22 protein-coding genes are annotated in these 23,774 nt (G+C 67.4%); 6 read left to right on the top strand and 16 right to left on the bottom strand.

Going from position 1 to position 23,774, the window contains the following annotated elements:
- The first annotated feature begins 4 nt into the window (after positions 1–4).
- The 4 genes from B9C43_RS57145 (at position 5) to B9C43_RS46440 (ending at position 2,293) form a co-directional block, all read left to right on the top strand.
- Entirely contained in the window at positions 5–142 is a 138-nt protein-coding gene (locus tag B9C43_RS57145) for a hypothetical protein (RefSeq protein ID WP_160097194.1), read from the top strand.
- Positions 143–202: 60 nt separating this feature from the next.
- The gene (locus B9C43_RS46450; protein WP_084433714.1) at positions 203–757 is read left to right on the top strand and encodes an RNA polymerase sigma factor; all 555 of its coding nucleotides are present in this window, start codon (positions 203–205) and stop codon (positions 755–757) included.
- A 16-nt stretch (positions 758–773) separates the two neighbouring features.
- Positions 774–1,838, top strand: a complete 1,065-nt coding sequence (locus tag B9C43_RS46445; RefSeq protein WP_235039237.1) for a hypothetical protein — start codon at positions 774–776, stop codon at positions 1,836–1,838.
- Positions 1,839–2,008: 170 nt separating this feature from the next.
- Entirely contained in the window at positions 2,009–2,293 is a 285-nt protein-coding gene (locus tag B9C43_RS46440) for a DUF6355 family natural product biosynthesis protein (RefSeq protein WP_033393184.1), read from the top strand.
- A 55-nt stretch (positions 2,294–2,348) separates the two neighbouring features.
- Here the strand turns inward: B9C43_RS46440 and B9C43_RS46435 are convergent, their stop codons facing one another.
- The 11 genes from B9C43_RS46435 to B9C43_RS46385 form a co-directional block, all read right to left on the bottom strand.
- Positions 2,349–3,188, bottom strand: a complete 840-nt coding sequence (locus tag B9C43_RS46435) for an AfsR/SARP family transcriptional regulator (protein WP_160097192.1) — start codon at positions 3,186–3,188, stop codon at positions 2,349–2,351.
- A 355-nt stretch (positions 3,189–3,543) separates the two neighbouring features.
- Positions 3,544–4,611: an aldo/keto reductase gene (locus tag B9C43_RS46430; protein ID WP_200826013.1), complete on the bottom strand. Its 1,068-nt coding sequence runs from the start codon at positions 4,609–4,611 to the stop codon at positions 3,544–3,546.
- Positions 4,612–4,800: 189 nt separating this feature from the next.
- Complete coding sequence (locus B9C43_RS46425) at positions 4,801–5,376, bottom strand: TetR/AcrR family transcriptional regulator (RefSeq protein WP_084433712.1); 576 nt, start codon at positions 5,374–5,376, stop codon at positions 4,801–4,803.
- 37 nt (positions 5,377–5,413) lie between these two features.
- The gene (locus B9C43_RS46420) at positions 5,414–5,872 is read right to left on the bottom strand and encodes a nuclear transport factor 2 family protein (protein WP_084433711.1); all 459 of its coding nucleotides are present in this window, start codon (positions 5,870–5,872) and stop codon (positions 5,414–5,416) included.
- A gap of 19 nt (positions 5,873–5,891) precedes the next feature.
- Positions 5,892–6,980: a GNAT family N-acetyltransferase gene (locus B9C43_RS46415; protein ID WP_084433710.1), complete on the bottom strand. Its 1,089-nt coding sequence runs from the start codon at positions 6,978–6,980 to the stop codon at positions 5,892–5,894.
- Complete coding sequence (locus B9C43_RS46410; RefSeq protein WP_084433709.1) at positions 6,980–8,098, bottom strand: nucleotide disphospho-sugar-binding domain-containing protein; 1,119 nt, start codon at positions 8,096–8,098, stop codon at positions 6,980–6,982. The genes B9C43_RS46415 and B9C43_RS46410 overlap by 1 nt, the downstream gene beginning before the upstream one ends.
- Positions 8,099–8,138: 40 nt before the next feature.
- Positions 8,139–8,924 carry an SDR family oxidoreductase gene (locus tag B9C43_RS46405; RefSeq protein WP_033393191.1) on the bottom strand — a complete coding sequence of 262 codons (786 nt, stop codon included), beginning with the start codon at positions 8,922–8,924 and terminating at the stop codon, positions 8,139–8,141.
- A gap of 94 nt (positions 8,925–9,018) precedes the next feature.
- The gene (locus B9C43_RS46400; protein ID WP_051897857.1) at positions 9,019–9,846 is read right to left on the bottom strand and encodes a phytanoyl-CoA dioxygenase family protein; all 828 of its coding nucleotides are present in this window, start codon (positions 9,844–9,846) and stop codon (positions 9,019–9,021) included.
- A 76-nt stretch (positions 9,847–9,922) separates the two neighbouring features.
- Positions 9,923–10,747, bottom strand: a complete 825-nt coding sequence (locus B9C43_RS46395) for a phytanoyl-CoA dioxygenase family protein (protein ID WP_084433707.1) — start codon at positions 10,745–10,747, stop codon at positions 9,923–9,925.
- Positions 10,748–10,856: 109 nt separating this feature from the next.
- Positions 10,857–11,291, bottom strand: a complete 435-nt coding sequence (locus B9C43_RS46390) for a pyridoxamine 5'-phosphate oxidase family protein (protein WP_084433706.1) — start codon at positions 11,289–11,291, stop codon at positions 10,857–10,859.
- The gene (locus tag B9C43_RS46385) at positions 11,288–12,907 is read right to left on the bottom strand and encodes an MFS transporter (protein WP_084433705.1); all 1,620 of its coding nucleotides are present in this window, start codon (positions 12,905–12,907) and stop codon (positions 11,288–11,290) included. The genes B9C43_RS46390 and B9C43_RS46385 overlap by 4 nt, the downstream gene beginning before the upstream one ends.
- 291 nt (positions 12,908–13,198) lie before the next feature.
- Here B9C43_RS46385 and B9C43_RS46380 point away from each other — a divergent pair, with 291 nt between their 5' ends.
- Positions 13,199–16,393: an AfsR/SARP family transcriptional regulator gene (locus tag B9C43_RS46380; RefSeq protein WP_084433704.1), complete on the top strand. Its 3,195-nt coding sequence runs from the start codon at positions 13,199–13,201 to the stop codon at positions 16,391–16,393.
- Between the two features lie 31 nt (positions 16,394–16,424).
- On the opposite strand, the gene B9C43_RS46375 is transcribed toward B9C43_RS46380, so the two are convergent.
- From B9C43_RS46375 to B9C43_RS46365, 3 genes are all read right to left on the bottom strand, one after another.
- Positions 16,425–18,608 (bottom strand): LuxR C-terminal-related transcriptional regulator, encoded by a 2,184-nt coding sequence (locus B9C43_RS46375; protein ID WP_160097190.1) that lies wholly within the window; start codon positions 18,606–18,608, stop codon positions 16,425–16,427.
- A 116-nt stretch (positions 18,609–18,724) separates the two neighbouring features.
- The gene (locus B9C43_RS46370) at positions 18,725–19,333 is read right to left on the bottom strand and encodes a dTDP-4-dehydrorhamnose 3,5-epimerase family protein (protein ID WP_084433702.1); all 609 of its coding nucleotides are present in this window, start codon (positions 19,331–19,333) and stop codon (positions 18,725–18,727) included.
- Positions 19,334–19,359: 26 nt separating this feature from the next.
- A complete protein-coding gene (locus B9C43_RS46365; RefSeq protein WP_084433701.1) occupies positions 19,360–20,121 on the bottom strand; it encodes a 2,3-dihydro-2,3-dihydroxybenzoate dehydrogenase in 762 nt (253 codons plus the stop codon).
- A 225-nt stretch (positions 20,122–20,346) separates the two neighbouring features.
- Between B9C43_RS46365 and B9C43_RS46360 the strand changes: the two genes are divergently transcribed.
- Entirely contained in the window at positions 20,347–21,204 is an 858-nt protein-coding gene (locus B9C43_RS46360; RefSeq protein ID WP_051896771.1) for an AfsR/SARP family transcriptional regulator, read from the top strand.
- 24 nt (positions 21,205–21,228) lie between these two features.
- Here B9C43_RS46360 and B9C43_RS46355 read toward each other — a convergent pair whose 3' ends face one another.
- Positions 21,229–22,350: a DegT/DnrJ/EryC1/StrS family aminotransferase gene (locus tag B9C43_RS46355; RefSeq protein WP_084433700.1), complete on the bottom strand. Its 1,122-nt coding sequence runs from the start codon at positions 22,348–22,350 to the stop codon at positions 21,229–21,231.
- A 29-nt stretch (positions 22,351–22,379) separates the two neighbouring features.
- A complete protein-coding gene (locus B9C43_RS46350) occupies positions 22,380–23,735 on the bottom strand; it encodes an NDP-hexose 2,3-dehydratase family protein (protein WP_235039236.1) in 1,356 nt (451 codons plus the stop codon).
- Positions 23,736–23,774 lie beyond the last annotated feature (39 nt).

Raw genomic sequence — 23,774 nt, 5'->3', positions numbered from 1 at the left:
CGGCGTGGATCCCAGCGCGCTGTCCACTTTCGGCGAGAACGACACGCTCACCGCGGCCGTCGGCTTCGACAACTCAACCGGTCTCGGTGCTCCGGCGTCGTCGTTCGTGGACATCCTCGCGGGTGCACTGACCAGGCCTTGAACACTTTCGAGGCGCGTTGGCAATCACCGGGTGGAAGGGCAAGCGGACACGAGGAGCGCCATGGCGTCGGACGCGGAACTGATCGGCAGGTCGCTGGAAGGCGACCGGGAAGCCTTTGTGGAGGTGATTTATCGCCATGAGGGCGCGATCGGGGCTTACCTCGTGCGGCGAGTGGGACGTGCGGCGGCCGAAGACCTGCTCGGTGACGTGTGGGTGGCGGCCTACGAGTCCCGCAAAACCTATGACCGGTCGTTCGCCGACGCGCGGCCCTGGCTGTATGGGGTGGCGCTGAACAAGTTGCGGCGGCACTGGCGGTCAGAGCCTGCCGAGGCTCTCGTACCGGACGTGACGAGCATGGCGGACGAATGGGATCCCTGGCCCGCGGTGGACGCCCGGGTGGACATCCAGTCGCTGCTGCGGGCGGCCTTGGCGCGGCTCAAGCCCGAGGAGCGGGAGGTGCTGACCCTCGTCGCCTGGGAGGACTTGACCGTCGCCGAAGCGGCAAGGGTGATCGGCATACCGGCAGGCACAGCACGTCGCCTGTTGCACCAGGCGCGCAAGTCGTTGCGGAACGCACCGGAAGTGGCCGCGCTTTTGAAGATCCCTTCAGCGTGAAAGAGAGCTAGTGATCATGGATGAGTTGGACCTGGTCAAGCAGATGAAGGACGCCCCGCCGTTGCGGCCCGAAGCGTACGAGCGGGCTAGGGCGACGCTGGGAACAGCGATGGCCGCGTCAGACACAGCAGAGGAGACAGTCGCAGTGGTGATTCCCAAGCAGCGGAAAAGGTTCTCGTGGCCGCGGATCGGCATCGGAGCCGTCGGAGCGGTCGCGGCGGCAGCCGCCGTCCTCGCGGTCACGTCGGCGACGGAACCCACCGCGCCCGCGCCCGCCGGGGGAACTGCCCAGGCACCCGCCGTTGAGTCCCCACTGGTGATGCTGGCGACCAGCGTCAAGGCGAGTGGCGGTTCGCTGCCAGGGGACGCGTCGCTGGTCGTGCGTACCACGACCGCCCCTGACGGATCGCCGTACGTCACGTACACCCTGTACACCGACAAGGGCGAGACTTTCATGGCGGAGAACCGCCAGGGCCTGACCGGGGCGGTCGTGCGCCGGGAGAACCTCGCCGACCCCTACAACGCCGCGGTGATCGCGGCCGCGCGCGCCGCGGCCACCGGGAACGTCGACAAGGCCCGTGTGCAGATGGTCAACGCGTCGCGCAACGCGTGGGGACTTGGCCTCAGCCCTGCCGAACAGCAGAAGGCGTGGGACGCGGGCCAGGCCGAGGCGATCGAGATCATGAAGCAGAAGGGGGTCAAGAACCCGCAGCCGAAGCCGCGGCCAACGGGTAAGGCCCTCGAGGACGGCATCAACAACACCCTGTTGACCAACACCCTTGTCGCGCTGGGCTCGGGTGCGGCCAACGCGGATGTCCGGGCGGGCGTGCTGAAGCTGATCGCCAGCATTCCGGACGTCACCGTCACGAAGACGACGGTCAAGGACCAGCCCGCGCTGGAGCTCAAGGCGGGATCGGCGCTGTTCGGCGGGCACGGCGAGTACGTGCTGACGATCAACGCCGAGACCGGGTTGCCGATCAGCTCCGTGAGCACGGCCGCGAAGGGCGAGAAGCCGGCTCCCCCGGAGTCGTACGAGTCCTCCCGGGTGACGGTTGCCGACGTCGGGGCCGGCAAGTTCTGACCTCACTCGGGTTCTACAACGCGCGGGTCGTCCTGTTTGGACGGTCCGCACGCCCGTGTCGAAGGGGCCATTCCGGGTGACGGTGTCGTGCAGGCGGAATGACAGTGGAATGAAGACGTCCCGTGGTGTTCTGGTGTGGTCCCGAAGTTCGGTGAAAGTACGGAGTCATCTTGAAATTCGGAAGGAAGTTGGCGGCCGGAGCCGTTGTGCTGGCCACCACGATCGCACCGTTCGCCGTCACGACGTCCGCCGCTGCCGCCGACGACGCGCCTTGCGGCTTCTACACGGGGATCAACGCCTACTACAACCACTGTGGCGACAATTACGTCACCATCAAGGTTGACCACTGGGATGACAGAAACGAATGGTCGTACTGCTCAGCCCCTTGGGAGGACAAGTATCTCGGCCCGACCAACGTCGTCAGCTTCGCGCACTTCGCGAAAGCAGGCTGCTGACGTAAAACCCGGCCGCGGGAGTTCCGGTACGCCAGAGCTCCCGCGAGCTGGGTTGTCAGCCGAGTGAGACCGATCGGCAAAGGATCGATCGGTGCAACTCCCGCAGTTCGTTGCCCGGGTCGAGGCCGAGTTCGTCGGCGAGACGGCGGGATATGGTCTGGTAAGCCTGCAACGCATCGGCCTGGCGGTCGCAACGGTACAGCGCGAGCATCAGTTGAGCCCAGAACCGTTCCCGGAGCGGGTGTTCTCGGCTGAGTGAGGTCAGCTGCGCGACCACCTGAGCGTGCTGACCGAGGCGCATGCGCGCGTCCATCAGTCGTTCCACGGCGTGTAAACGCTCTTCGACCAGCTGAGGAAACGCGTCCCGGAGCAAGCGGACGTCGGCCAGCGGTTCGTCCCGCCACAGTGCGAGCGCCCGCTCAAGCAGTACCACCTGCTCGGCACGATCGGCCACCTGGCCTGCGTCCTCGGTCAGCCGCCGGAAACGGATCAGGTCCAGTTGGTCCGGCTCAACGTGGATCACGTATCCCGTCGAAGTGGTGTGCACGAGCCGGCCGATCGACTCCTCGCCCAGCGCCCGGCGAAGACGGCCCACGTGCGTTTGGACGGCCGCCCGCTGATGGACCGGTCGTGGTCCCTCCCACAGGCAGTCGGCCAGTTCCCGCACGGTCACCACCTGGTTGGCGCGCAACAAGAGGACCGCCAGCAGTGCCCGGCCCCGGCCAGCCGGAAGTGGCAGCGGCCGGTCCCGGTAAAGGACTTGGACGGACCCGAGTATCCGGAATTCCACGTCAGCCGCGCGACTTCCCGCTGACGACACGGCGGTTGAACCAGAGCCTGCGACGATCGGGCCGGCCACGCCGAACGCGGCCGTCAACCTCCCAGTACGTGCCATGCCACAAGTGTTTCCACCGGAAACCTGGTGCACAACCATTTCATTCCTCGCTGAAACCGCTGACGGTCCTTTGACAGTGCGCGGAAGGCGATTCGATCAGTGATGTCAGTGGGGAGCGACTGGCGGCGCGGCATATGTTTTGCCTCGACCTACCGTCCGATGTGGACTCGTGGTCGCGAGCGAACTTGAACTGGGAACTGGGTGACCGTGGCTAGCGAGACATCGCCATGCAATGTCCACAGTGGATTACGTTGCCGCGACCGCCGTCGGTGGTGTGCAATGCGGGTGGCAGTCGTAGGCCATCTGTGGCCCCTTCGAATCGGGCGAAGCCCGCCCGAAGGCGGGCCCTCGTCGGCTAAGCGCTCACCCCGTTGATCGTCGTGACGCCCTGCTGCGCAGGGAAGCCAAGGGTGTGCAGGAACGGCACTGGGAAGTTGAGGTCCGGGGTGGTCAGCCCGGCCAGCTCGGCCAATTCGCTCGGCGTCAGCGTGATTTCGAGCGAGGCCAGGTTCGCGGTCAGCTGGTCGGGTGTGCGTGCCCCGATGATCGTGGATGTGATCAGCGGTTGCTGTCGTACCCAGGCCAGCGCCGCCGCTGCGATTGTGGTGTCGTGGGCCGCGGCGATCCGGCCGAGTGCGTCGATGAGCGTCCAGGTGCGTTCGTTGAGGTGCCGGGCGACGAATGCCCCGCGCCCGGACCCAGCGGGGTTCGGGTTGTCCCGGGTGTACTTGCCGGTGAGCACACCGTTGGCCAGCGGGCTCCACGGCATCACGCCCAGGCCCAGTTCCTGCGCGGCGCCGAAGAGTTCACCTTCGGACGTGCGCTCCAGGAGGTTGTATTCGAGCTGGACGGCGGCGATCGGAGTCCAGCCGCGCCATTCGGCCAGTGTCGCCATGCGTGCCACGGCCCAGGCCGGTGTGTCGGACAACCCGACGTAGCGCACCTTTCCCTCGCGGACCAGATCGTCCAATGTGGAGATTGTCTCCTCCAGCGGGGTGTGCCGGTCCCAGTTGTGTTGCCAGTACAGGTCGAGGTAGTCGGTGCCCAGGCGGGTCAGTGACTCCTCGACGTGCCGCCGGATCGCCTTGCGTCCGGTACCGCCGTTGTTCGGGTCGTGCGGGTCCATCGTCAGTGCGAACTTGGTCGCGATGACGAGCCGGTCGCGCAGCCCGGGGTTCTTGCCGAGGTAGGTGCCGATCACGCGTTCAGACTGGCCGTCCATGTATCGGTTGGCGGTGTCGATGAAGTTGCCGCCCGCGTCCAGGTAGCGGTCAAGGATCTCCATCGAGGCCGCCTCGTCGGCGCCCCAGGACGGGTCGCCGAAGGTCATCGTGCCCAGGGCGAGCGGGCTGACGCGCAGACCGGTGCGGCCGAGCGTGCGGAAGTCGGTGAGGCTCATGTTCTTGTGCTCCAAGGTGGTCATGCTGGGAAGTCGGTGGAGGCGGCGGGCCGCGGCCGGCCTCCTCAAATCCAACTGGTTGGTTGTTTTGAACCGTAGCGAGGGGCGTCGGGGAAATCAACCATCTAGTTGGTTTAGATCGAAGGAGTAGCGGGCGTCACAGGGGAGTGGGGTGCAACATGGGCGTCGTCGCTGGTGACAGGGATTGTCGGCCTACTGTCCCTTGCCTGCTACGGACTCGCAGATGGCGGCGACAGCGGCGACGGCCATCGCCCGGTGTGCGGCCTTCCGTTGCTCCGGGTCCTCGCCGCCGACCGCGCGCAGACCGGGGGCCATGGTGCTCCAGGTCATACTGATCGCCACCACGATCTCGAGAATGTCGATCGCGGTGCGGTCGTCCGGCAGGTTCAACGCCGTGCGCAACGCGACCGCCTTCTCCAGGTGCGACTCGATCTCGCCAGGTGTGGCGTCGTCGCGCTCGAGCCCGCGCCAGCGGGTGAGACGTAGCAAGTCAGGCGTGGCGCTCAGGGCGTCGAACAGCGCGCCCGCGTAGCCCGGAAGGTCGTCGGGCGTGTACGGCACGGTGTCGGCGAGCACCTTGAGCCGGTCGCCGAGCACCGCGTCGAACAGGTTCTCCTTGGAACCGAAGTAGGCATAGATGGCCTGCTTGTTGGCTGACGCCGCAGCCGCTATCCGGTCCACCCGCGCGCCTGCGAGGCCCCACTTGGAGAACTCCTGATAGGCCGCGTCCAGCAGGCGGGCGCGGGTGGCTGCGGAGTCATACGGCACGCGTCCACGCTAACAAAACCAACCGGATGGTTACCAATCATCCACGAACGTGCCTGCTGGTGTCGCCCACCAGGTCAGGGACCAGTTCGAGCGTCTTCCACCACCACCGGCCGTCCACGCGCTCGAAGGTGCCGTTCAGCCGGGTATAGATGATCAGCTGCGGCGATGAACCCGGGAGGGCCTGCCATATGCTGCTGTAGCTCGTGAAGTAGGCGGTCCCGGCTTCGTCGTCGACGTCGATGACGACGTTCGTCATCTGGTGCTTGGTGCGTGGTTTTCCGTCGTACAGGATCACGCGGTCTTCCAGCCAGCGGCGCATCGGTTCCGAACCCGGCCCGTCCGCGAAGGGCCACCTGCCGTGCTTCCAGAGGCCGGCGACTCGGTCGAAATCAGCGTCGTCAATGGCCTCGCAGTACGCACAGAGGGTCCGCCAGATCTCCTTTTCGGAGTCGTAGGAGGGCCGTCCGTGCGTCTGCGGGATCTCGATCGGGCTCATGCGTCCATTCTCGGTGCTGTCAACGCCAGTCCGGATTGAGCCGGTGGTAACGCAGCAAGTCCTCGAAAGCGCCGTCGGCGGTGGCGAACGCTTTCGGTTCGGTGCTGACGTGCTGGAAGCCGGCCTGCTCGGCCGCGTATCGCGACGTCTTGTCGCTCGCCGCCGCGGTCAGGCTCAGCCGGCGCTTGCCAAGCCCTTCTTGGCCGACCGGGCGGAACGACCACTCTGTCACAACCCGCAGCGCATCGGTCAGCACGTCGTTGCCGTACTGCTCCGGGTGCAATGTGTAGCTCACTTCGGCTGCCGTCTGATCCGGACCGTCCAGATTGGACAATTGAATCCGTCCGAGCAGCTCGTCGGTTTCCAGGTCGGCAATGCACCAGACGAACTGCTCGCCACTCGCGCAGGCCTCCATGTAACGACGAACCGTGGCCGCACCATCGGGTTCGCCGATCCGCTCGGCGTCCGACACCCGGTAGGGGCGCAGCTTGAGCTGGTCGGTCTCCAGCATCGGCGGCACGTGCCAGGCGGTCTTGGGCTCGCGGCTGTCTTCCGCGCGCAGCGTGCCGAACCAGATGTCCTTCCGTTCGCCACGCACGGGAATGAATCGCGGGACCGTGCCGGAAAAGGTGAAGCCGTTGGCCCAGATCACCCGGCGAGACGCCCAGTTGGTGGCGTTCACGTTGGCGATGACGACCTCGATTTCCGGCTGCGTGAAACCCCAGTCGATCACCAGCTTGAGCGCGCGGTAGAAGAACCCCTGTCCCCGCGCGGCCGGATGCATACCGCCGATGATCTCCGCGCTCTGGTTACCACCTATCCGCAGGCTCGCCGAGCCGGAGAAGCGCCGCACTCCGTCAGGGTGGGTCCCTTCGATGGCGAAGTTCAGTTCGGTCCGATTCCGCCAACCGGCGGGCACGATCTCGGTGATGTACCGCACCGCGTCCTCCCGCTTGTACGGCACCGGCACCCTTGTCCACGTGATCGACTCCGGATCCGAGCACTGCTCGACCATCGCGTCCACATCGGACAAGGAATGCGCGCGGAGGGTGACTGTGCCGTCAGTCAGCGTCGGAACGTCGTCAGGGAAAGTGAACAGATCACTCATCAGCCCGATTTCCTCTGCGCTGTGAGCTCCTCCAACTGGGGCACGACGCGGGCTGGCGTGGGCATCTCGGCGATTTCCGCTGACAGCGCCTGTGCCCGGGTGCGGTAGGTCGGGTCGCCGAGCAGCTCCTTGGCCGCGTCGAGCACGTTGCGCGGAGTGTGGCTCGCATCGTCCACCAGCAGCCCGGCACCGAAGTCGACCAGAGCGGAAATCGCGACGGCCGGGTACTCAGGATCGACGATCAGCTGCGGAACGCCTGCGTGCAACGCGTTCATGTCGGTGCCACCACCCCCGTGGTGGACCATCAGGTCACACGTCGGCGCCAGCACGTCCAGTGGCACAAAGCCCGCACGCACTTCGGGCAACTCGGCCCGCAAGGGCTCAGCCACCTGCTCAGAAGTGCCCACCACAACCTCGACATCCAACTCGAGCAGGTGCTTGGCTGTCTCCCGCAGGTCCGCGACGTCGGGCATGCGCGCGCCACGGGTCAGGTAGACCCGGGGACGGTCGGGGCGGCTGTACATCCACGGCTGCAACGGTTTCTGCGCGTTGAGCGGAATCCACCGCATCGATTGGCGTGCCGCGTCCTCGGCCGGGCGCAGGCTCGGCGGGCAGACGTCCAGCCACAGGTCGGGTCCCGGCAGGGCGGCCAGCCCGAGCTCATCGAGCACCGGACGCAGCACCGGCTCGGCGCCGGGGTCGTACGGGCGGGTGTCGTTGCGGTCCCATTCCACACGCACGCAAGGAATGCCGAGATGGTGGGCCAGCAGCGGCGCCGTGTAGAACATGCCGCCGCCGACCACGACGTCCGGCCGCCAGTCCTCGGCCAGCTCCAGCAGGTTGGGCAGGCTGCTCAACGCGATCTCGGCGTAGACCTTGCCCACCGAGTGCGCCCAGCTCTCCGGATCGGTGGGCATCGACTCGATGAACGCACTGACCTCCTGCTCGGAGAGCGGAGTGATCTGCACGGCCGGTAAGCCGACGCTGGCGATGGTCGGCAGGACCCAGTTGATCCCGCCGACGAGAACCTGGTGACCCGCGACGCGCATCGCGTTCACCAGTGGCGCGTGCGAGAAGATCGGTTGCGGGCTGTTGCCTGGAATGAACAGAACCTTCATGAGAACTCCTGCATGCCGGTCAGCGGGGTGGCTTCGGTCTTCAGCGGACGAATGTCTGGTCGGGCACTCGCTTCTCGAGGCCCTCACCCAGTCCGCCGTCGACCGGCAGTTCGCTGCCGGTGGTGAAGGTGGCGTCGAAGCCGAGGAAGAGCACGGCGGTGGCGACCTCGTCCGGGGTGCCGAACCGGTTCATCGGCGTCATCGGGCCGCCCTCCTCCTCGATGGCGGCGATCAGCTCCTCGGTGGGTTCGGCAACGCCCATGGTGGGGGTCTCGATGAAGCCAGGGCTCACGGCGTTGACCCGGATGCCCCGGTGCAGCAGTTCGGACGCGAAAACCTTGACGAAGCCACGGATGGCGGACTTCATGCCGGTGCCGACAGCGGTGTCGACGAAGCCCATGCCAACCGCGACCGCGGTGGTGAACACGAACGCGCCCCCGTCGCGCACGAGCGGCGCGAGCTCCTGGGCGGTGAAGAAAGCACCCTTGGTGGTGGTGTCGAAACTGTCGTCGTAGGTCTGCTCGTCGACATGTCCCAGCGGGCCGAAATGCAACCGGCTGACGTTGACGAAGACCAGGTCCACCTCACCAAGCGTGTTCTTCACCGCCCGGCCGAGCTCCTTGATGTCGTCCAAATTGGACGCGTCGGAACGCATGACGTGCGCCGCCCTGCCGGCCAGCCTTTCCTTGGCGGCGACCAGGTTCGCCTCCTTGCGTCCGGTGATCAGCACCTCCGCGCCGCCATCGAGCAGCCGCTCCGCCACTGCCATGCCGATGCCGTGGGTGCCACCGGTGATGACGACTTTCTTTCCTGCGTAGGTGGTCATGTACTTCCTCTCGACACTGGTTGACGATGACGCTGGCACGACATGGGTTTCTCGGAGCGACAGGGAAGCGGCAGGTGCGCCGGAAGGGCGCGGGTTAGGGGGCGGCCTTGCCGACGCGGCAGAACCGCTCGTCCCGCAGTGCGAGAGGCTCGCCCGGCTTCAGCCCGCCGAGGTCGGCGTCCTCGGGGAACATTCCGGTGTAGAACGGCTTGTTCTCGTACACCGCGTCAGCGCTGACGTAAACGGTGAACAGCACCAACCGGTCGGTGTCGGTCACGTTGGCGTCCGCGCCGTGCACGCACCACTCGTTGTGGAACTGGACGTCACCCGCCCGCGCGGGCACCACGTCCTGCTGCTGGTAAGCCAGCTCGGGCCAGTAGGTCAACGGAGCCAGCATTCCCTCGTCGTCCCACCGGTCGGGCAGCGGGCGATGCTGCGAACCCGGCCAGTAGCGCATGGGGCCGAGTGCGACCGGAACGTCCACCAACGGCACCCAGGCGATGATCGCGTAGGGGTTGCTGATGAACGGCATGGCGCTCATGTCCTCGTGCGCCGGGGTGTTGAGCGTGTTCGCGTTCTTGTTGCCCGCCTTGCGAAGCAGTTCGCTCTTGAACATCCGAAGTGGACCGCCCGCGAGGCGCTCGGCGATCCCGGTGACGCTCGGGTGCATGGTCAGCCTGCGCAGGATATCGCTGCGCTTGTTCACATCGGACACCCAGTCGAAGACGACGGCGTCACCTTCGTCCCATGCCTGGGTGTCGCCGCCTTTGAGCTGGCGTTCCGAGTCAGCGCGGAACTCTGCCACCTCTTCTGCTGATAACACGTTCGGGACGTGCACGTAACCGTTGGTCCGGTAGAAGCTGACGAGCTCGTCGGACAGTGTCTCCGGAGTGGTGAGCCCCTCGGTAGCCTGCGCAGTCAAGCCTGCGTCACATCCTTTCTTTTCCCAGTGATCTCTCGGTAAGCCCCAGCCGTCACATGCAAACCGCTCAGTCGCCTCAAGCCTTCGAGCCGACCAGGGGGAACCGTTCGTCACGCGACGCGAGCAGCTCGCCCGGCTTCATTCCGCCGAGGTCGGGGTCGTCCAGATACGTCCCCGAGTAGAACGGGTTGTGCCGGTACCGCGCGTAAGCGCTCATGTAGATCGTGGCCAGCACGATCCGGTCCGTGTCGGTTTCGTTGACGGTGGCCGAGTGCACGACGCGGTCGGTGTGGTAGCAGACGTCGCCCACACGCGCCGGTTTCGTCGTCATCGGCTGGTAGTTCAGTTCGCTCCAGTAGTCCAGCGGCCTGAGGTTCGCGACCTCGTCGTCCAACGGCACCGGTTCGGGACGCCTGTGCGACCCGGGGATGTAGCTCATCGGACCACGCGCCAGTGGGACGTCCACCAGCGGCACCCACGCGGTGAGCGCGGGCGGATCGCTGTGGAACGGCAGAATGCTCTGGTCGTCGTGGTGCGGTGTGCCGGTGTTCGTCTTGTTCCCCGCCTTGCGAAGCAGTTCGCTCTTGAACATCCGAAGTGGACCGCCCGCGAGGCGCTCGGCGATCCCTGCCACGCTCGGGTGCATGGTCAGCCTGCGCAGGATCTCGCCGTGCTTGTTCGCGTCGGGAACCCAGTCCATCGCGATGTCGCCGCCGCCCATGTCCCAGGTCAGCTTCTCGCTTGCCTTGAGCTGGCGTTGCGCCTCGGCGCGGAACTCTGCCACCTCTTCTGCTGACAACACGTTCGGGACATGCACGAAGCCGTTGGTCCGGTAGTAGGTGATGAGGTCGTCGGACAATGTGTCCGGAGTGGTGAGCCCCTCGGTAGCCTGCGCGGTCACGCCTGCGTCACATCCTTCCTTCTTCCGGTGGTCCCATGGCTAGTCTCTTCGTCCGCAACCCTTGTGTCCGCAGCAATTTCTTGTCCCCCTCGAATCGGGGAGCCGCTGGTCACGGGAGTTCGTCGGAAGAGTCGTACGTGCGCCACCGCTGTGGCAGGACGCGGACGGTGACCATCCCGGAGAGGGCGTGCTTGGACATCTCGAAGTAGGATCTGCCCTCCTGGGGGCCGAAGTAGCGGATCGACATCGTCAGGTGCTCGTCCGGCGTGGTCTGGTGCTCCCCGACGACGGGTCCTTCGACGGACACGTACCGGTAGGGCAACTGTTCCTTCTGCACAAGGAAACCGACTCGTCCGGCGGCCCTGACGAGCGTCATCTTCCGGCAGTCCTTGGCCGTGGCGAACCTGATCTCACCGCCCGGTTCATAGAGGTAGCCGAGCGGAACCGCCAACGGACCACGGCCATCGACGTCCGCCACCGTCAGCACGCCGACGTGCACGTCGGCCAGGAACTGTTCCCGTTCCTGTTTGGTCAGATTGCTCATGTACGGGAATCCTCATTCTGCGACTCGGAATGTTCGGCAGGTGCTTCCGCCGGTGCGTCGGCCGGCTTGGCGACGTTGCGCAGCAACAGCTTCACCGCGATCGCCGCGCCGATCGCCACCGTGGCGCTGATGATGCCGACCACGTTGAAGCCGGTGACGAACGCGTCTCTGGCCACGCTCAGCAGCTGCGCGCCAGCCGGTTCGGGCAGCTGACCGGCCACGTTGGTCGCCCGCGCAAGGCTTTCCCCGGCAGCGGCGGCTTGCGTGTCCGACACACCAGCGGGTACGGGACCCAGCACTCTGGTGTAGACGGCGGTGAGCACACTGCCGAGTGCGGCGACACCGAGCGCGATGCCGAATTCCGTGCTGGTACTGGACATCGCGGCGGCCGCACCCGCCCTTTCCGGTGGGGCACTGGCCACGGCCAGGTCGGTGACCAGGAGCACCAACGGCGCCATTCCCGCGAACATGGCGATCATCGCCGCCACCAGCTGCCAGTGGTCCGCGTCCGGACCCACCAGGGCGAGCTGGATGTATCCCACGGCCGCGAGGGCCAGGGTGCCCGCGAGCAGCCAGTCGCGCGGCACTTTCGCCGCGATGGTGGGGGCGATCATGGCCACCGCCGCGAAGACCACGGTGCCCGGCAACAGCCACAGCCCTGCCTGCAGCGGTGTCTCACCGAGGACCAGCTGGAAGAACTGGGGCAGCAGGAACAACATGCCGCCGATCGCGAACTGCCCGAGCAGCAGCGCACCCAGCGACACGCTGAACGAACGGTTGCTGAACAGCCGCAGGTCCAGCAGCGGGGTCTCCAGCCGGAACTGCCTGCGGGCGAACAGCACGGTGAAGGCGGCGCCGGCCACGATGCTGATCAGGACCAGCCACGAGGGGCCGTAGCTGGCCAGTTCCTTGAAGCCGTACGTGATCGGCAGGATGGACACCAGGGAAAGGCCCACGCTCGGCAGGTCGAGCTTGCCTGGCTGGGTGTCCTCGTGCCCGGCGAGCAACAGCGGCGTGATCAGCAGGACCAGCACCATCACCGGGACGGCGACGATGAACACCGCTCCCCACCAGAAGTGCTCGAGCAGCACACCACCGACGAGCGGTCCGAGCGCGCCACCGGCTGTGAAGCAGATCATCAGCACGGCGATGGCTCGCGTGCGCTGCTTCGGGTCGACGAAAAGACTGCCGATGATGCCAAGGATCGTCGGCACCAGCGCCGCACCCGCGATGCCGAGGATGCCTCGGGCGAGGATCAGCATCTCCGCGCTGGTCGAGTACGCGGCCATCAGTGATGCCGCGCCGAACACCGCCGCACCGACCATGAGCAGCCGCTTGCGGCCGATCCGGTCGCCGACCGTGCCCATGGTGATCAGCAACCCGGCGACGAGGAAGCCGTAGATGTCCTGGATCCAAAGCATCTGCGGCGCGCTGGCGTCCAGGTCGGCGGTGATGTGCGGCAGGCTGAGGAACAACACGGTGTTGTCCATCGCGATCAGCATGCTGGCCGCGGTCACCACGGCGAGGCCGATCCACTCCTTCGGGCCGGCCCGCATTGCGGTGTCTGTCGGGGAAGGCGCGGCTTGATCAGCCCGGCCGGGTTCGGGCTCTGTCATGATTGTCTCTCCTCCACAGGTTGTCGCCTTGCCTTGCCGCTGACGCTGCCTCGGCGCGTGACCCGATCGACTCGGCGGGCCTAGGTCTTGGCTGTGGGGTGCTGTCCGTGGGTTCGCGCGCCCGCCCGAGCCGGTCATGGGTTTCACCACGCGCCGAAACCCCGTTACCGGCGTCCCACTTTGCCGGGCTCCGCTCTCGGCGCACTCTCGTCGCGCGCGTCCAACCGTTTCCTGCTGGCGAGAGATCCCGTATTCGCCCTGGTTATGTCCGATTTCGGCTAGTGTTGATCTGTGCGGTTCGGGGTTCTTGGTCCACTGGCGGTCTGGACATCCACCGGCGTCCCGGTCCAAGTGGCCGGGACCAAGCTGCGGTCCCTGCTGGCCGCGCTTCTGGTGCACGAGGGCCGGTTCGTGTCCACCGATCGGCTCATCGAGGACCTGTGGGGCGACGACCTGCCCGGCAACCCGCTCGCGACCCTGCAGAACAAGGTCTGGCAGCTACGCCGGGCGCTGGACAACGCCGAGCCGGGCGCAGGCAGCATGGTCGTGCACCAGCAGGCCGGATACGTCCTGCGCACCGAACCCGGCGCGGTGGACGCCGACCGGTTCACCACGCTCACCAGCCAGGCGAGGGCCGCCACGGACCCGAGGACACAGGCCGCGCTGTTCGCCGAGGCGATGGCGCTGTGGCGGGGTGAGCCGTACATCGACTTCGCCGACCTCGAGTTCACCCGTCCGGCGATCGCCCTGCTGAACGAGCAGCGCATCAGGGCCATTGAGGACCACGCGGAGGCTTTGCACGAGCTGGGCGAGCACGCCCAGCTGGTCGAGCAGCTGACCGATGTCGTCGCCCAGCACCCGCTGCGCGAACGCCTGCAGGCGACGTACCTGCTGGCGCTCTACCGCGCCGGACGGCAGGGCGAGGCCCTGCACTGGTACACCCAACTGCAGGAACGGCTGCGCAGCGAACTGGGTACCGGCCCTGGCAAGGAGCTCGTCGAGCTGCACCTGGCCATGCTCGACCAGAACCCCGCGCTCGACCCCGCTCCCGCGCAAGCGAGTACCGACGGTCCGCCGACCAACCTGCCCGCACCGCTCACCGAGCTGATCGGCCGGGCCGAGGACATCAAGGCGGTGTCCTCGTCGTTGCTGACCGAGCGCGTCGTCACCCTCACCGGCACCGGTGGTGTCGGCAAGACGAGGCTGGCGCTCGCCACGGCCGGGCGCTTGCGGGATTCCTTCCCGGACGGAACGTTCCTCGTCTCGCTGGTACACCTGGAGCCCGACGCGGGAGTGGCCGCCGTGGCCGAGGTGGTGGCCGGGACGCTGGACGTCCGGGACGGGATCGCCTCCGGCGGGGCGCGTGCCCAGCCCGCATCGCCTGCCGACCGGCTGGTGGAGGTGTTGCGCACCAAGCGAATGCTGCTGGTGTTCGACAACTGCGAGCACGTCATCGAGGCCGCCGCCGAGCTGATCGACGTGCTGGTGCGTTCGGCTCCCGACCTGTACGTGCTGCCGACCAGCCAGGAACCTTTGCGGGTCACCGGTGAACGCGTGTACTACGTCGCCCCGCTCGGCGTACCCGGCGCCGTCTCCGACACCGATCTGGCCCGGTCGAGCGCAGTGGAGCTGTTCGTCACCCGAGCCGCGGCTGCCTCACCTGGATTCGCCCTCGAGTCCGGCAACGCCGCCGCAGTAGCGAGTATCTGCCGCCGCCTGGACGGGATTCCCCTCGCGCTGGAGCTGGCCGCCACGCAGGTACGAGGTATGGGCGTGTACGAGCTGGCTCGCGCGCTCGACGACCGGTTCCACCTGCTCACCGCGGGCAGACGCGGAGCGCCGGAACGGCACCAGACCCTGCGGGCGACCGTCGACTGGAGCTGGGAGCTGCTGTCCGACGCGGAGCGCGCCGTGCTGCGCAGGCTGGCTGTGCACGTCAACGGGTGCACGCTCGCCGGTGCGGAGGCGACCTGCGCGGGCGACGACGTGGAGCCCGCCGCGGTGGTCGAGTTGCTGGCCCGCCTGGTCGACCGCTCGCTGGTGACCGTCACCGATGGTCGCCGGTACAGGTTGCTCGCGCCCGTCACGGCCTACTGCGTCGAGCAACTGCACGCGGCGGGCGAGTTCGACGAGGTCCGGCGCAGGCACGGCCGGTATTACCTCGCGCTGGCCGAAGAGGCCGAGCCGCATCTTCGCGGTCACGAGCAACGGCACTGGCTGCGCAGGCTGGACACGGAGAACGCCAATCTGCGTGCCGCACTGGAGACCTTCCTGCACGCGGACAAGGCCGCAGAGGCGTTGCGGCTGGTCACAGCGCTGGGTTGGCACTGGGTGCTGCGCGGCAGGCTGCGCGAGGGCGGCTGGGCACTGGCCGCCGCACACGCTCATCCCGGTCCGGCCCCGCAAGGGCTGCGGGCCGAGGCAGCGGCCTGGTACTCGGGCATCCGGCTGATGCTCGGCGAGCGGCCCGCCGTTGGCGACGACGAGATCAGGGGTAACAACGCGGACGCCGGGCTGGCACGGGCGCGGTGGTTCAGGGGCGCCGCGCTGTACAGCTTCGGCGACCTGGCCGCCAGCGAAAAGGAGGTGCACCGCGCACTGGCCACGTTCCGGTCCCTCGGCGACCGCTGGGGTATCGCCGCCGCACTGTGGACGCGGGGGTTCTTCTCCTTGCTGCGGGGTGATTTCGCCACGCTGCGACGGGACTGCGAGCAGAGCGACGAGCTGTTCCGTGAAGTCGGCGACCGCTGGGGCCAGATGCAAGCCACCGGAAGCCTTGCCGAGCTCGCTGAACTGGCCGGCGACTACGCGCAAGCTGAGCGCTGGCACCGGGATGGGCTGCGCACCGCCGAGGATCTCGGCCTGTGGGCCGACGTCCCGGCGAAGCTGGTCGGCCTCGGCCGGGTCGCCATGTTCACCGGGGACTACTCGCGCGCCAGGAAGCCGCTCGAGCGAGCGGAGCGGCTCGCCGCCGAACAGTCGAACCGATACTGGGAGATCGTGGCGGACGCGAACCTCGGCAGCTGCGCGCGCCGGGAAGGCGACCTCGGCACGGCGGAAACCCATCTGCGCAACGCGCTGAAGTCGTACCAGCAGATCGGGCATGAGCCCGGTGTGGTGAACACGTTGGCAGAGCTGGGATTCGTCGCGGAACAGCGGGGCGACGCCGCCGAGGCGCTCGCTTGTCACATCGCCGGTTTCGAGCGGGCCAGTGAGCTCGGCAATCAGCGAAGTGCCGCACTCGCGCTGGAAGGGCTCGCCGGTGCCCAGATGGTCGCAGGCCGCCCGGTTCGCGCGGCGCGGCTACTCGGGACCGCCGCCGCCCTGCGGGAAAGGGCCGAAGCGCCGGCGCCGGCGCCGGAACGCCCCGACATCGAGCGGATCACCGAGGCGGTGCGTGATCAGCTCGGCGCGGAGACGTTCGCGGCGAAATTCAATGCCGGGCGCGCCCTCCAGCCGCAGGAGCACCTGACCGACAGCCGCTGACACCCCCACGCGGCGAGAACGAGGAGACGGTTCAGCCCGCTTCGGCTTCGTCGTGCGCGTTGCGGCCCCGTTGCGTGATCCATCCGGCGACCTGAACCCGGGAGGAACAGTCGAGCTTGCGCATGATCTTGCGCAGGTGGTTGACCGCGGTCCACTCCGCGATGCCGAGACGACGGGCCACCTCGCGGTTGGTCATACCGCAGGCGACCAGCTCGGCGACCTCCCACTCCCGGCGAGTGAGCAGGTGTTCGTTCCGTTGCCGGGCAAGGGAACGGGGCCGGACGGTGGGTTGCCGTTCGGCCGGGGTGATCGCCTCGGCGATCGCCCTGTCGGCAGGCTGGGCCGCACCGGCGGCGAGGCACTCGTCCACGGCCTGATCGCCAAGCCAAGCCCTGGCCAGCGATTCCGCGTAGACCACCGCCGTGGACAGGGCCGGCGGGGCGACATGGCCGGTGGACGCACGCAGTCCGGCTGCCGCACCGAGCGCGCACACCGCCTGCTCCAGCTCCTTGCGCGCACAGCCAGGGCCACCGATGAGCAGCACCGCCAGCCGTTCCAGCCCGGCCGCGTGCCCCGCCGGATCGGGTAACTCGCGCAGGCCACTCAATGCCTTGCGGCACAGTCGAATCGCCTTCTTGCGGTCGCCCGCGGAACTCGCGATGTCGGCCAGCACGTACCGGGCGTGTGCGATCCCGCGCATGTCCTGGTGCCGAGTGAACTCGCGCAGCGCCGCCTCCGTCAGCCTGCTCGCCTGCTCACCGTGGTTCGCGGCGAACAGGTACCCGGCCAGGTCCAGCAGCGCCGCACCCTGCTCGGTACCGGACAGCCGGTCAGCGGCGACCAGGTCTCCGGAGTACCCGTGTTCCGCGGCATCGAGACGGGCCTTCTCGATGAGCAGCTCGCCGAGCACGCCTGCGCCCTGCGGAGTCAGCCGTCCCGATCCGGTCAGCCACCGGATGCCCTCGGTGAGCCACCCGGTCCGCCAGTGGTCCCGCAAGGCCGAGGCGAGCCTGCCCATGGACACCTTGTCCCCGGACTCGTCGAGGTACGTCAGCGCCATCAGGATGTCCTCGTGCCAGCTGCCGACCAGCTCCAGCTGCGGAGCACGATCAAGGCCGCGCGAGTCCGGCCCGGAGGCGGCCAGCGCGAGCACGTATTCGGCGTGCGCCCGCCGGATCGCCCGGTAGTCCTCGGTCTGCTGAAGGTCTTGCAGCAGATAGCGCCGGGTCAGCCGGAACAACCGGAAGATCAGGTCGCCGTCCGGGCATTCCGCGGTGCGCAGCAGGTTCTTGTCCATCAGCCCGGCCATCAGCTGGCAGGTCTGCTCCGGTGTGGTGCCGCCGACCGCGGCGGCGGCCGCGGCGTCGAAGTAGCCCGCGAACACCGCGAGCCTGCCGATCAGCAGCCGCTCGTCCGCGCTGAGCAGGTCAAGGCTCGACTCGAGCGCGGCCATCATGCTGTGGTGCCGGGACAACGTGTCCGACCCGCTACCGGCCAGGCTGCCGATGTCGCGATCCAGCTCGGCCAGCAGCCGTTGCGGTGAGGACAACGCCATCCGGGCAGCCAGCAACTCGATCGCCAGCGGCAGTCCGTCGGTCCGGGCGCATAACTCGGCCACCGCCGCCTGGTTGGCATCGGTGAGCCGGAAGTCCGGGCGGATCGCCTGGGTGCGCTCGACGAACAGGCGCACGGCCGGGATCTGCGAAAGCGCGGCCGGGTCGGCCGCCTGGGTCGGGTCGGGAACTTGCAGCAGGGCGAGCCGGACGACGACCTCGCCGTAGATCCCGAGCCGTGCCGGCGACGCCACCAGCACGGTCAGCTGTGGATATGCCGAGAGCAACCCGGTCAGCCGGGTCGCGAGCGTCGCGGTCAGCCGATCGCAGCCGTCGAGGACGAGCAGGAACCGCTGATCACGCGGCAGCGCGGGAAAACCGCTCGCCGCAGTGGACAGATCCGTCATTGACTCGGCAACCAGATCGTCCAGGTCTCTGGCCGGCTCGGTGTCGGTGAGATCGAGATACCCGCCGCCACCCTCGAATGCCGGCGACACGTCCTCGGCCAGTGCCGCGACGAACCTGCTCTTGCCGACGCCGACCGGACCGGTGACGGTCAGCAGTCGCACCCTCGGGTCGGTCAGCCGCATCCGCACCTCGGCAAGCTCGTCGTCGCGGCCGATCAACGGTGTCCTTGAGCGGATCGGCTCCGCTACTGCCATACGCACCTGCGCCCCCATTCCGGCGATCCGTCGTCAGGTCGCCGTCCTGGCAGAAGGTAGCCATCGGATGTCGACCATCTGTCGAGGACGGTTCGTGATCGAGTCCACACGCCACGTCAGCGCCCGTTGCGGAACTTGGCTTCGATCTCAAGGCACTCCGCGTAGTCCGGCAGCAGTCCGGCCGCCTTGGCCTCGGCGAGGGTGGGCGCTGTCCGGGCGTGCTCGGACATGATGGCCTCGAATTCGCTGGAGATCGGCAGGCCCAGTGCCGGATCCAGCGCGGAGATGGGTTTTTCGTGGTCGGGGTGATAGGTCCCGGAGGCCAGGTAGTGCACCACGCTGTCGTCCACCAGCGCCTGGTAGGCGTGAGCCACACCCACCGGCAGGTACACCGCGTCGTACGTGTTCTCGTCGAGCAGCACGCTGTCCCATTCGCCGAACGTCGGCGAGCCGACACGAGTGTCGACGATGATGTCCAGCACCGCTCCGTGGGAACAGTGCACGTACTTGGCGATGCCCGGCGGTGTTGCTGTGTAGTGCATGCCCCGCACCGCACCGCGGCGCGAGCGACTGCAGGCGGTCAGCCGCACCGGGAACGGCGGATGCCCGACCGTCTCGGTGAACGCGTCCTCCTCCATCGTTGCCAGCAGGACGCCGCGATCGTCCCGGAAGACCTGCGGCGTGAACACGAACGCGCCTTCCACCTGCAGCTTCTGTGATTTCATGCTTCCCATCTCATTCCGGACGCCGGTCAGACACCGAGGGTGGCGCCGCCGTCCACGGTCAATGTGGCCATCGTGATGTGGTTCGCCTCGTCGGAGAGCAAGAAGGCCACCGCGCGGGCGACATCCGCCGGCTGGGCCAGCTTGCCGAGCGGGATACCCAGCCGGTGGGAATCCAGGTTGCCTTCGAGGGTTGCCTGCCGGTCCGCGGTGTCGGTCCACATCGACCGCAGCATCGGGGTGTCGGTCGACCCCGGCGCCACCACGTTGCACCGGATACCGTGCCGGGCTACCTCAAGTCCAAGACACTTCGTGACCATGGCCGCGGCGGCCTTCGACGCGGCGTAGGCACCCATCGACGACCTTGGTGTACCCGCGGCGTTGGATGCGACCGTGACGATCGCCCCGCGTCCGCGTGGCACCATCCGATTGACCGCCGCCCGCGACATATGAAAAACGCCGTTGCTGTTCACGGCGAACGTGGCCGCCCAGTCCTCGTCCGTGCATGTGCGCAGTTCGCCGGTGCGCAACACGCCAGCGCTGTTGACCAGGGACTCCACCGGTCCCATCCGTTCCTCGACCGCCGCTATCACCGAGTCGGCCTGATCGCTGTCGCTGACGTCGGCGGTGAACCCGGTGACCGCGAGACCGTCGGCGGCCAGTTTCTCCACCGCCTCGGTCAGCGCTGGGCCATCGCGATCCACTGCCGCTACGGCGTTTTCATTCCCGGCGAGGATCCGGACAACCGCCAAACCGATTCCCCCCGCGGCTCCGGTAACTACGGCAACCATGTACTGCCTCCGATTCCGGCCGTTGTTCGATCACACTAGGACCGCCGGTTCGAGTCGTTCTCCAGATTCGATCGTGGCCGGTGTTTCTCGTTCCGCGGTACATACCTGGCCGGAGAGCACGGCGAGAGCGCCGTGAGACCGGCGAAAGAGTCGTTCGTGATAGGAGCGATACAGAACTCATCTGTCCGAAAAACGCGCACCAGGAAATAGGAACTGGAGGAACCCTTGTCGCTCTCCGAGTTCGTCGCCTGGGATCGAACCGACTATGGGCCACGGCAGGACGCGCTGGAGCCGTCCGGATCCACGGTGACATTCACCGTGCTCGGGCCGTTGCGGATGCTCGCCGAAGGCCGGGACGTCACGCCGACCACACCGAAGCTGCGGCACGTGCTCGCCGTGCTGCTGGTGCGAGCCGGCCAGATCACGCCGACCGAGTCGATCGAGCGTGAACTGTGGCCGGACGGCCCGCCCAGCAGCGCCCAGTCGACGGTGCAGAACTACGTGTACCAGCTGCGCTCGCTGTTCCGGCAGGCCGGTGTGCAGCGGCCGGAAGAGCTGCTGGTCACCACCCAGCGGCTGGGCTACGCCCTGTTCATCCAGCCCTCGCAAGTCGATGCTCATCGCTTCCACGCCAGTTACGCACGGGCTCGTTCCCTGATGGCGGAGCGGCGGTTCGACGAAGCCGCCGCGGAGCTGCGCTCCGCCATCGCGCTGTGGTCCGGCCCGCCGCTGGTCGACGTGCGGCACGGGCCGATCCTCTCGGCCTTCGACATCTGCCTGCAGGAACTGCGGCGCAACGCCCGCATCCTGCGGGTACAGGCGGAGATCAAGGCAGGCCGCCACATGGAGCTGCTCGACGAGCTGATCGCCGAGCTGCGTTCGCTGATCAAAGCGAACCCGCTGGACGAGACGGTGCACAGCCAGCTGATCTGGGTGCTGCGGCACAGCGGCAGGCGCGAGGAGGCGCTGCGCGCCTACCGCGCCTTATGCACGAACCTCGATCGGCAGCTGGGCCTGGAGCCACGCGTCGAACTGCGGCGATTACACCAGGAACTCGTCTCGGACGGCACGCCATCGCGCTGAGATGTTCCTTCGCTGGGGGACGCGTCACAAGGTGCTCAGCACCTCGCGCAAGGCGCTGATCACCTTGTCCTGATCGTCCTTGCGCAGCGACGGGTACATCGGCAGCGAGAAGATCTCGCCCGCCAGCCGCTCGGTCACCGGCAGGTCACCCTTCCGGTAGCCGAGGTGGGCGAACCCGGTCATGGTGTGCACCGGCCACGGGTAGCTGATGTTGAGTGAGATCCCGTAGCCCTTCATGCGCTCGATGATGGTGTCCCGCTCGGGATGCCGTACGACGTAGACGTAGTAGACGTGCTCGTTGCCCGCGGTGACCGAGGGCAGCACCAGTCCGCCGGGCCCGGTGACATCGGCAAGCCCCTCGGCGTACCTGGCGGCCACCGCGCGGCGGCCGGCGATGTAGTCGTCCAGCCGGCGCAGCTTGCGCCGCAGGATCTCCGCGTGCACCTCGTCCAGCCTGCTGTTGTGGCCGGGGGTCTGCACCACGTAGTAGACGTCTTCCATGCCGTAGTACCGCAGCCGGCGCAGGTTCCGCATCACGGTGTCGTCGGAGGTGACAACCGCGCCGCCGTCACCGTAGGCACCGAGAACCTTGGTGGGATAGAAGGAGAAGGCCGACGCGTCGCCCATGGTGCCCGCCAGCTGTCCGTGGTGGAGCGCACCGTGGGCCTGCGCACAGTCCTCCAGGATGACCAGGCCGTGCCGCTCGGCCAGCGTGCCCAACGGCGCCATGTCCACGCACTGGCCGTACAGGTGCACTGGCAGCAAAGCCTTGGTACGCGGCGTGATCGCGGCCTCCACCGCGTCGGTGTCCATCAGATAGTCCTGGTCCCGCACGTCGACGAACACCGGTGTGGCGCCCGCGCCGTCGATCGCCACCACGGTCGGTGCGGCGGTGTTGGACACGGTGATCACCTCGTCGCCGGGGCCGATCCCCAGCGCCTCGAGTCCCAGGAGCACGGCGTTGGTGCCGTTGTCCACGCCGACGCAGTGCCGCATCCCGTGGTATGCCGCGTACTCCCGTTCGAACTCGCGCACGCTCTGGCCGAGGATCAGCTGCCCGGACTCGAAGACGGTGGTCACCGCCTCCAGAATGGACTCGCGCTCCGTGTCGTACTCGGCCAGGTAGTCCCAGACTCGGATCGTCATGCTGCCCTTTCCACGTGGTTGTGCCGACGTCAGCGAAGGAAGCCAAGGCAGGCAAGCAGGTTGCGTGCCTCGACGTTGAGATGGTTGCTGTACCGGACGAAACCCAGCAGCTGCCGCAGGGTCATCCAGACGAAGTTCTCCGGCACGTCAACGTCGCTGTCCTCGGGCAGTTCGACCAGCAGGTAACGGTTCTGCGCGTGGTAGAACCGGCCGCCCTCCTCGGAGTGCACGCAGTCGAACCGGACTTGGGACGCGGGCGCGGACAGCACCTCGTTCAGAAACGGCGGCAGGCTCTCTTCGGGCAGTTCCCGGTAGCTGTCCGGGATACATTGGACCGTCGGCGCCATCTCGACCGAGTCGAAGGCGCCCGCCTCCGTTCTGGCCTGGACCAGCAGGTGCAGCGTTCCCTGGATGCGTTTGGCGAGGAACGCCACGACACCCAGTCCCCGTGGCGCGATCATCGGCTGCGACCACTCGCTGACCTCGCGGTTGCTGGCCTCGACCGAAAGGCCCACCACGGTGAAGTGCCGGTCGTCCTCGTGGCCGATCATGCCGTTCTCGTGCACCCAGCCGGACACCTTGGCCAGCGGGATGCGCTGCCGTTCCATCGTGCTGCGTGCCTTCGCCTCGGTGAACCAGATGAGCAACTCGGTCTCGGTGTACCGCGGGCGCTCCGGCGTATCGGACGCCAGCGCCGCCCGGAACGGGTCGGCGCCGGGATCGTCCTTGTCCATCCGCCGGGGGACGATCGCGCCGGACAACACCGTTCTGGTGTCCATGTTCACCATGTTGTCGATGTGCAGCAGTTCGCTGATCTGGTCGTAGCTCAGCCAGCAGAAGTCGGGCAACACCGGGACTTCCTCGACCACCTCGACGACCATGTTGCGGTTGCGCTTGGCCAGGAACCACGCGCCCTGCTCGGACTGCAGTGCGTCGAACAGCACCCGTCCCCGCCGGGGTGAGCGGAAGTACTCCAGGTATGGCACCGACTTGCCGCCGTGCGCGCGGGTGTAGTTGCTCTTCGTCGCCTGCACGGTGGGCGAGAGCTGGAGCATGTTGACGTTGCCCGGCTCCATCTTGGCCTGCAGCAGGTAGTGCGGCACTCCGTCGAACCGCTTGACCAGGATGCCGAGTATCCCTTGCTCGGGCTGGTCGATGATCGGCTGCTCCCAGTCGCGGATCGGCCGGTTCGCGCCGGTGATCGACAGGCCGGTGATCGTGTAGAACCGCCCGGTGTGGTGCGCGATGTCCCCGTTCTCGCCTATCCGCCAGCCGTCCAGCTGGTCGAGCGGAACCTTTTTGACCAGGTACTCGTTGGCCTTGTGCCGTTCGGTCAACCACTCGCATACGTCGGCAACGGCCGAGAACATCGCCAGCCTCCTCATCGAGGTACGTTCGCCAAACAGCGGCAAGGGAAGAGTTCA

Source organism: Kibdelosporangium aridum, from assembly GCF_900176515.1.
Lineage (GTDB): Bacteria > Actinomycetota > Actinomycetes > Mycobacteriales > Pseudonocardiaceae > Kibdelosporangium > Kibdelosporangium aridum.
This window is presented reverse-complemented; position numbering and strand designations above follow the sequence as displayed.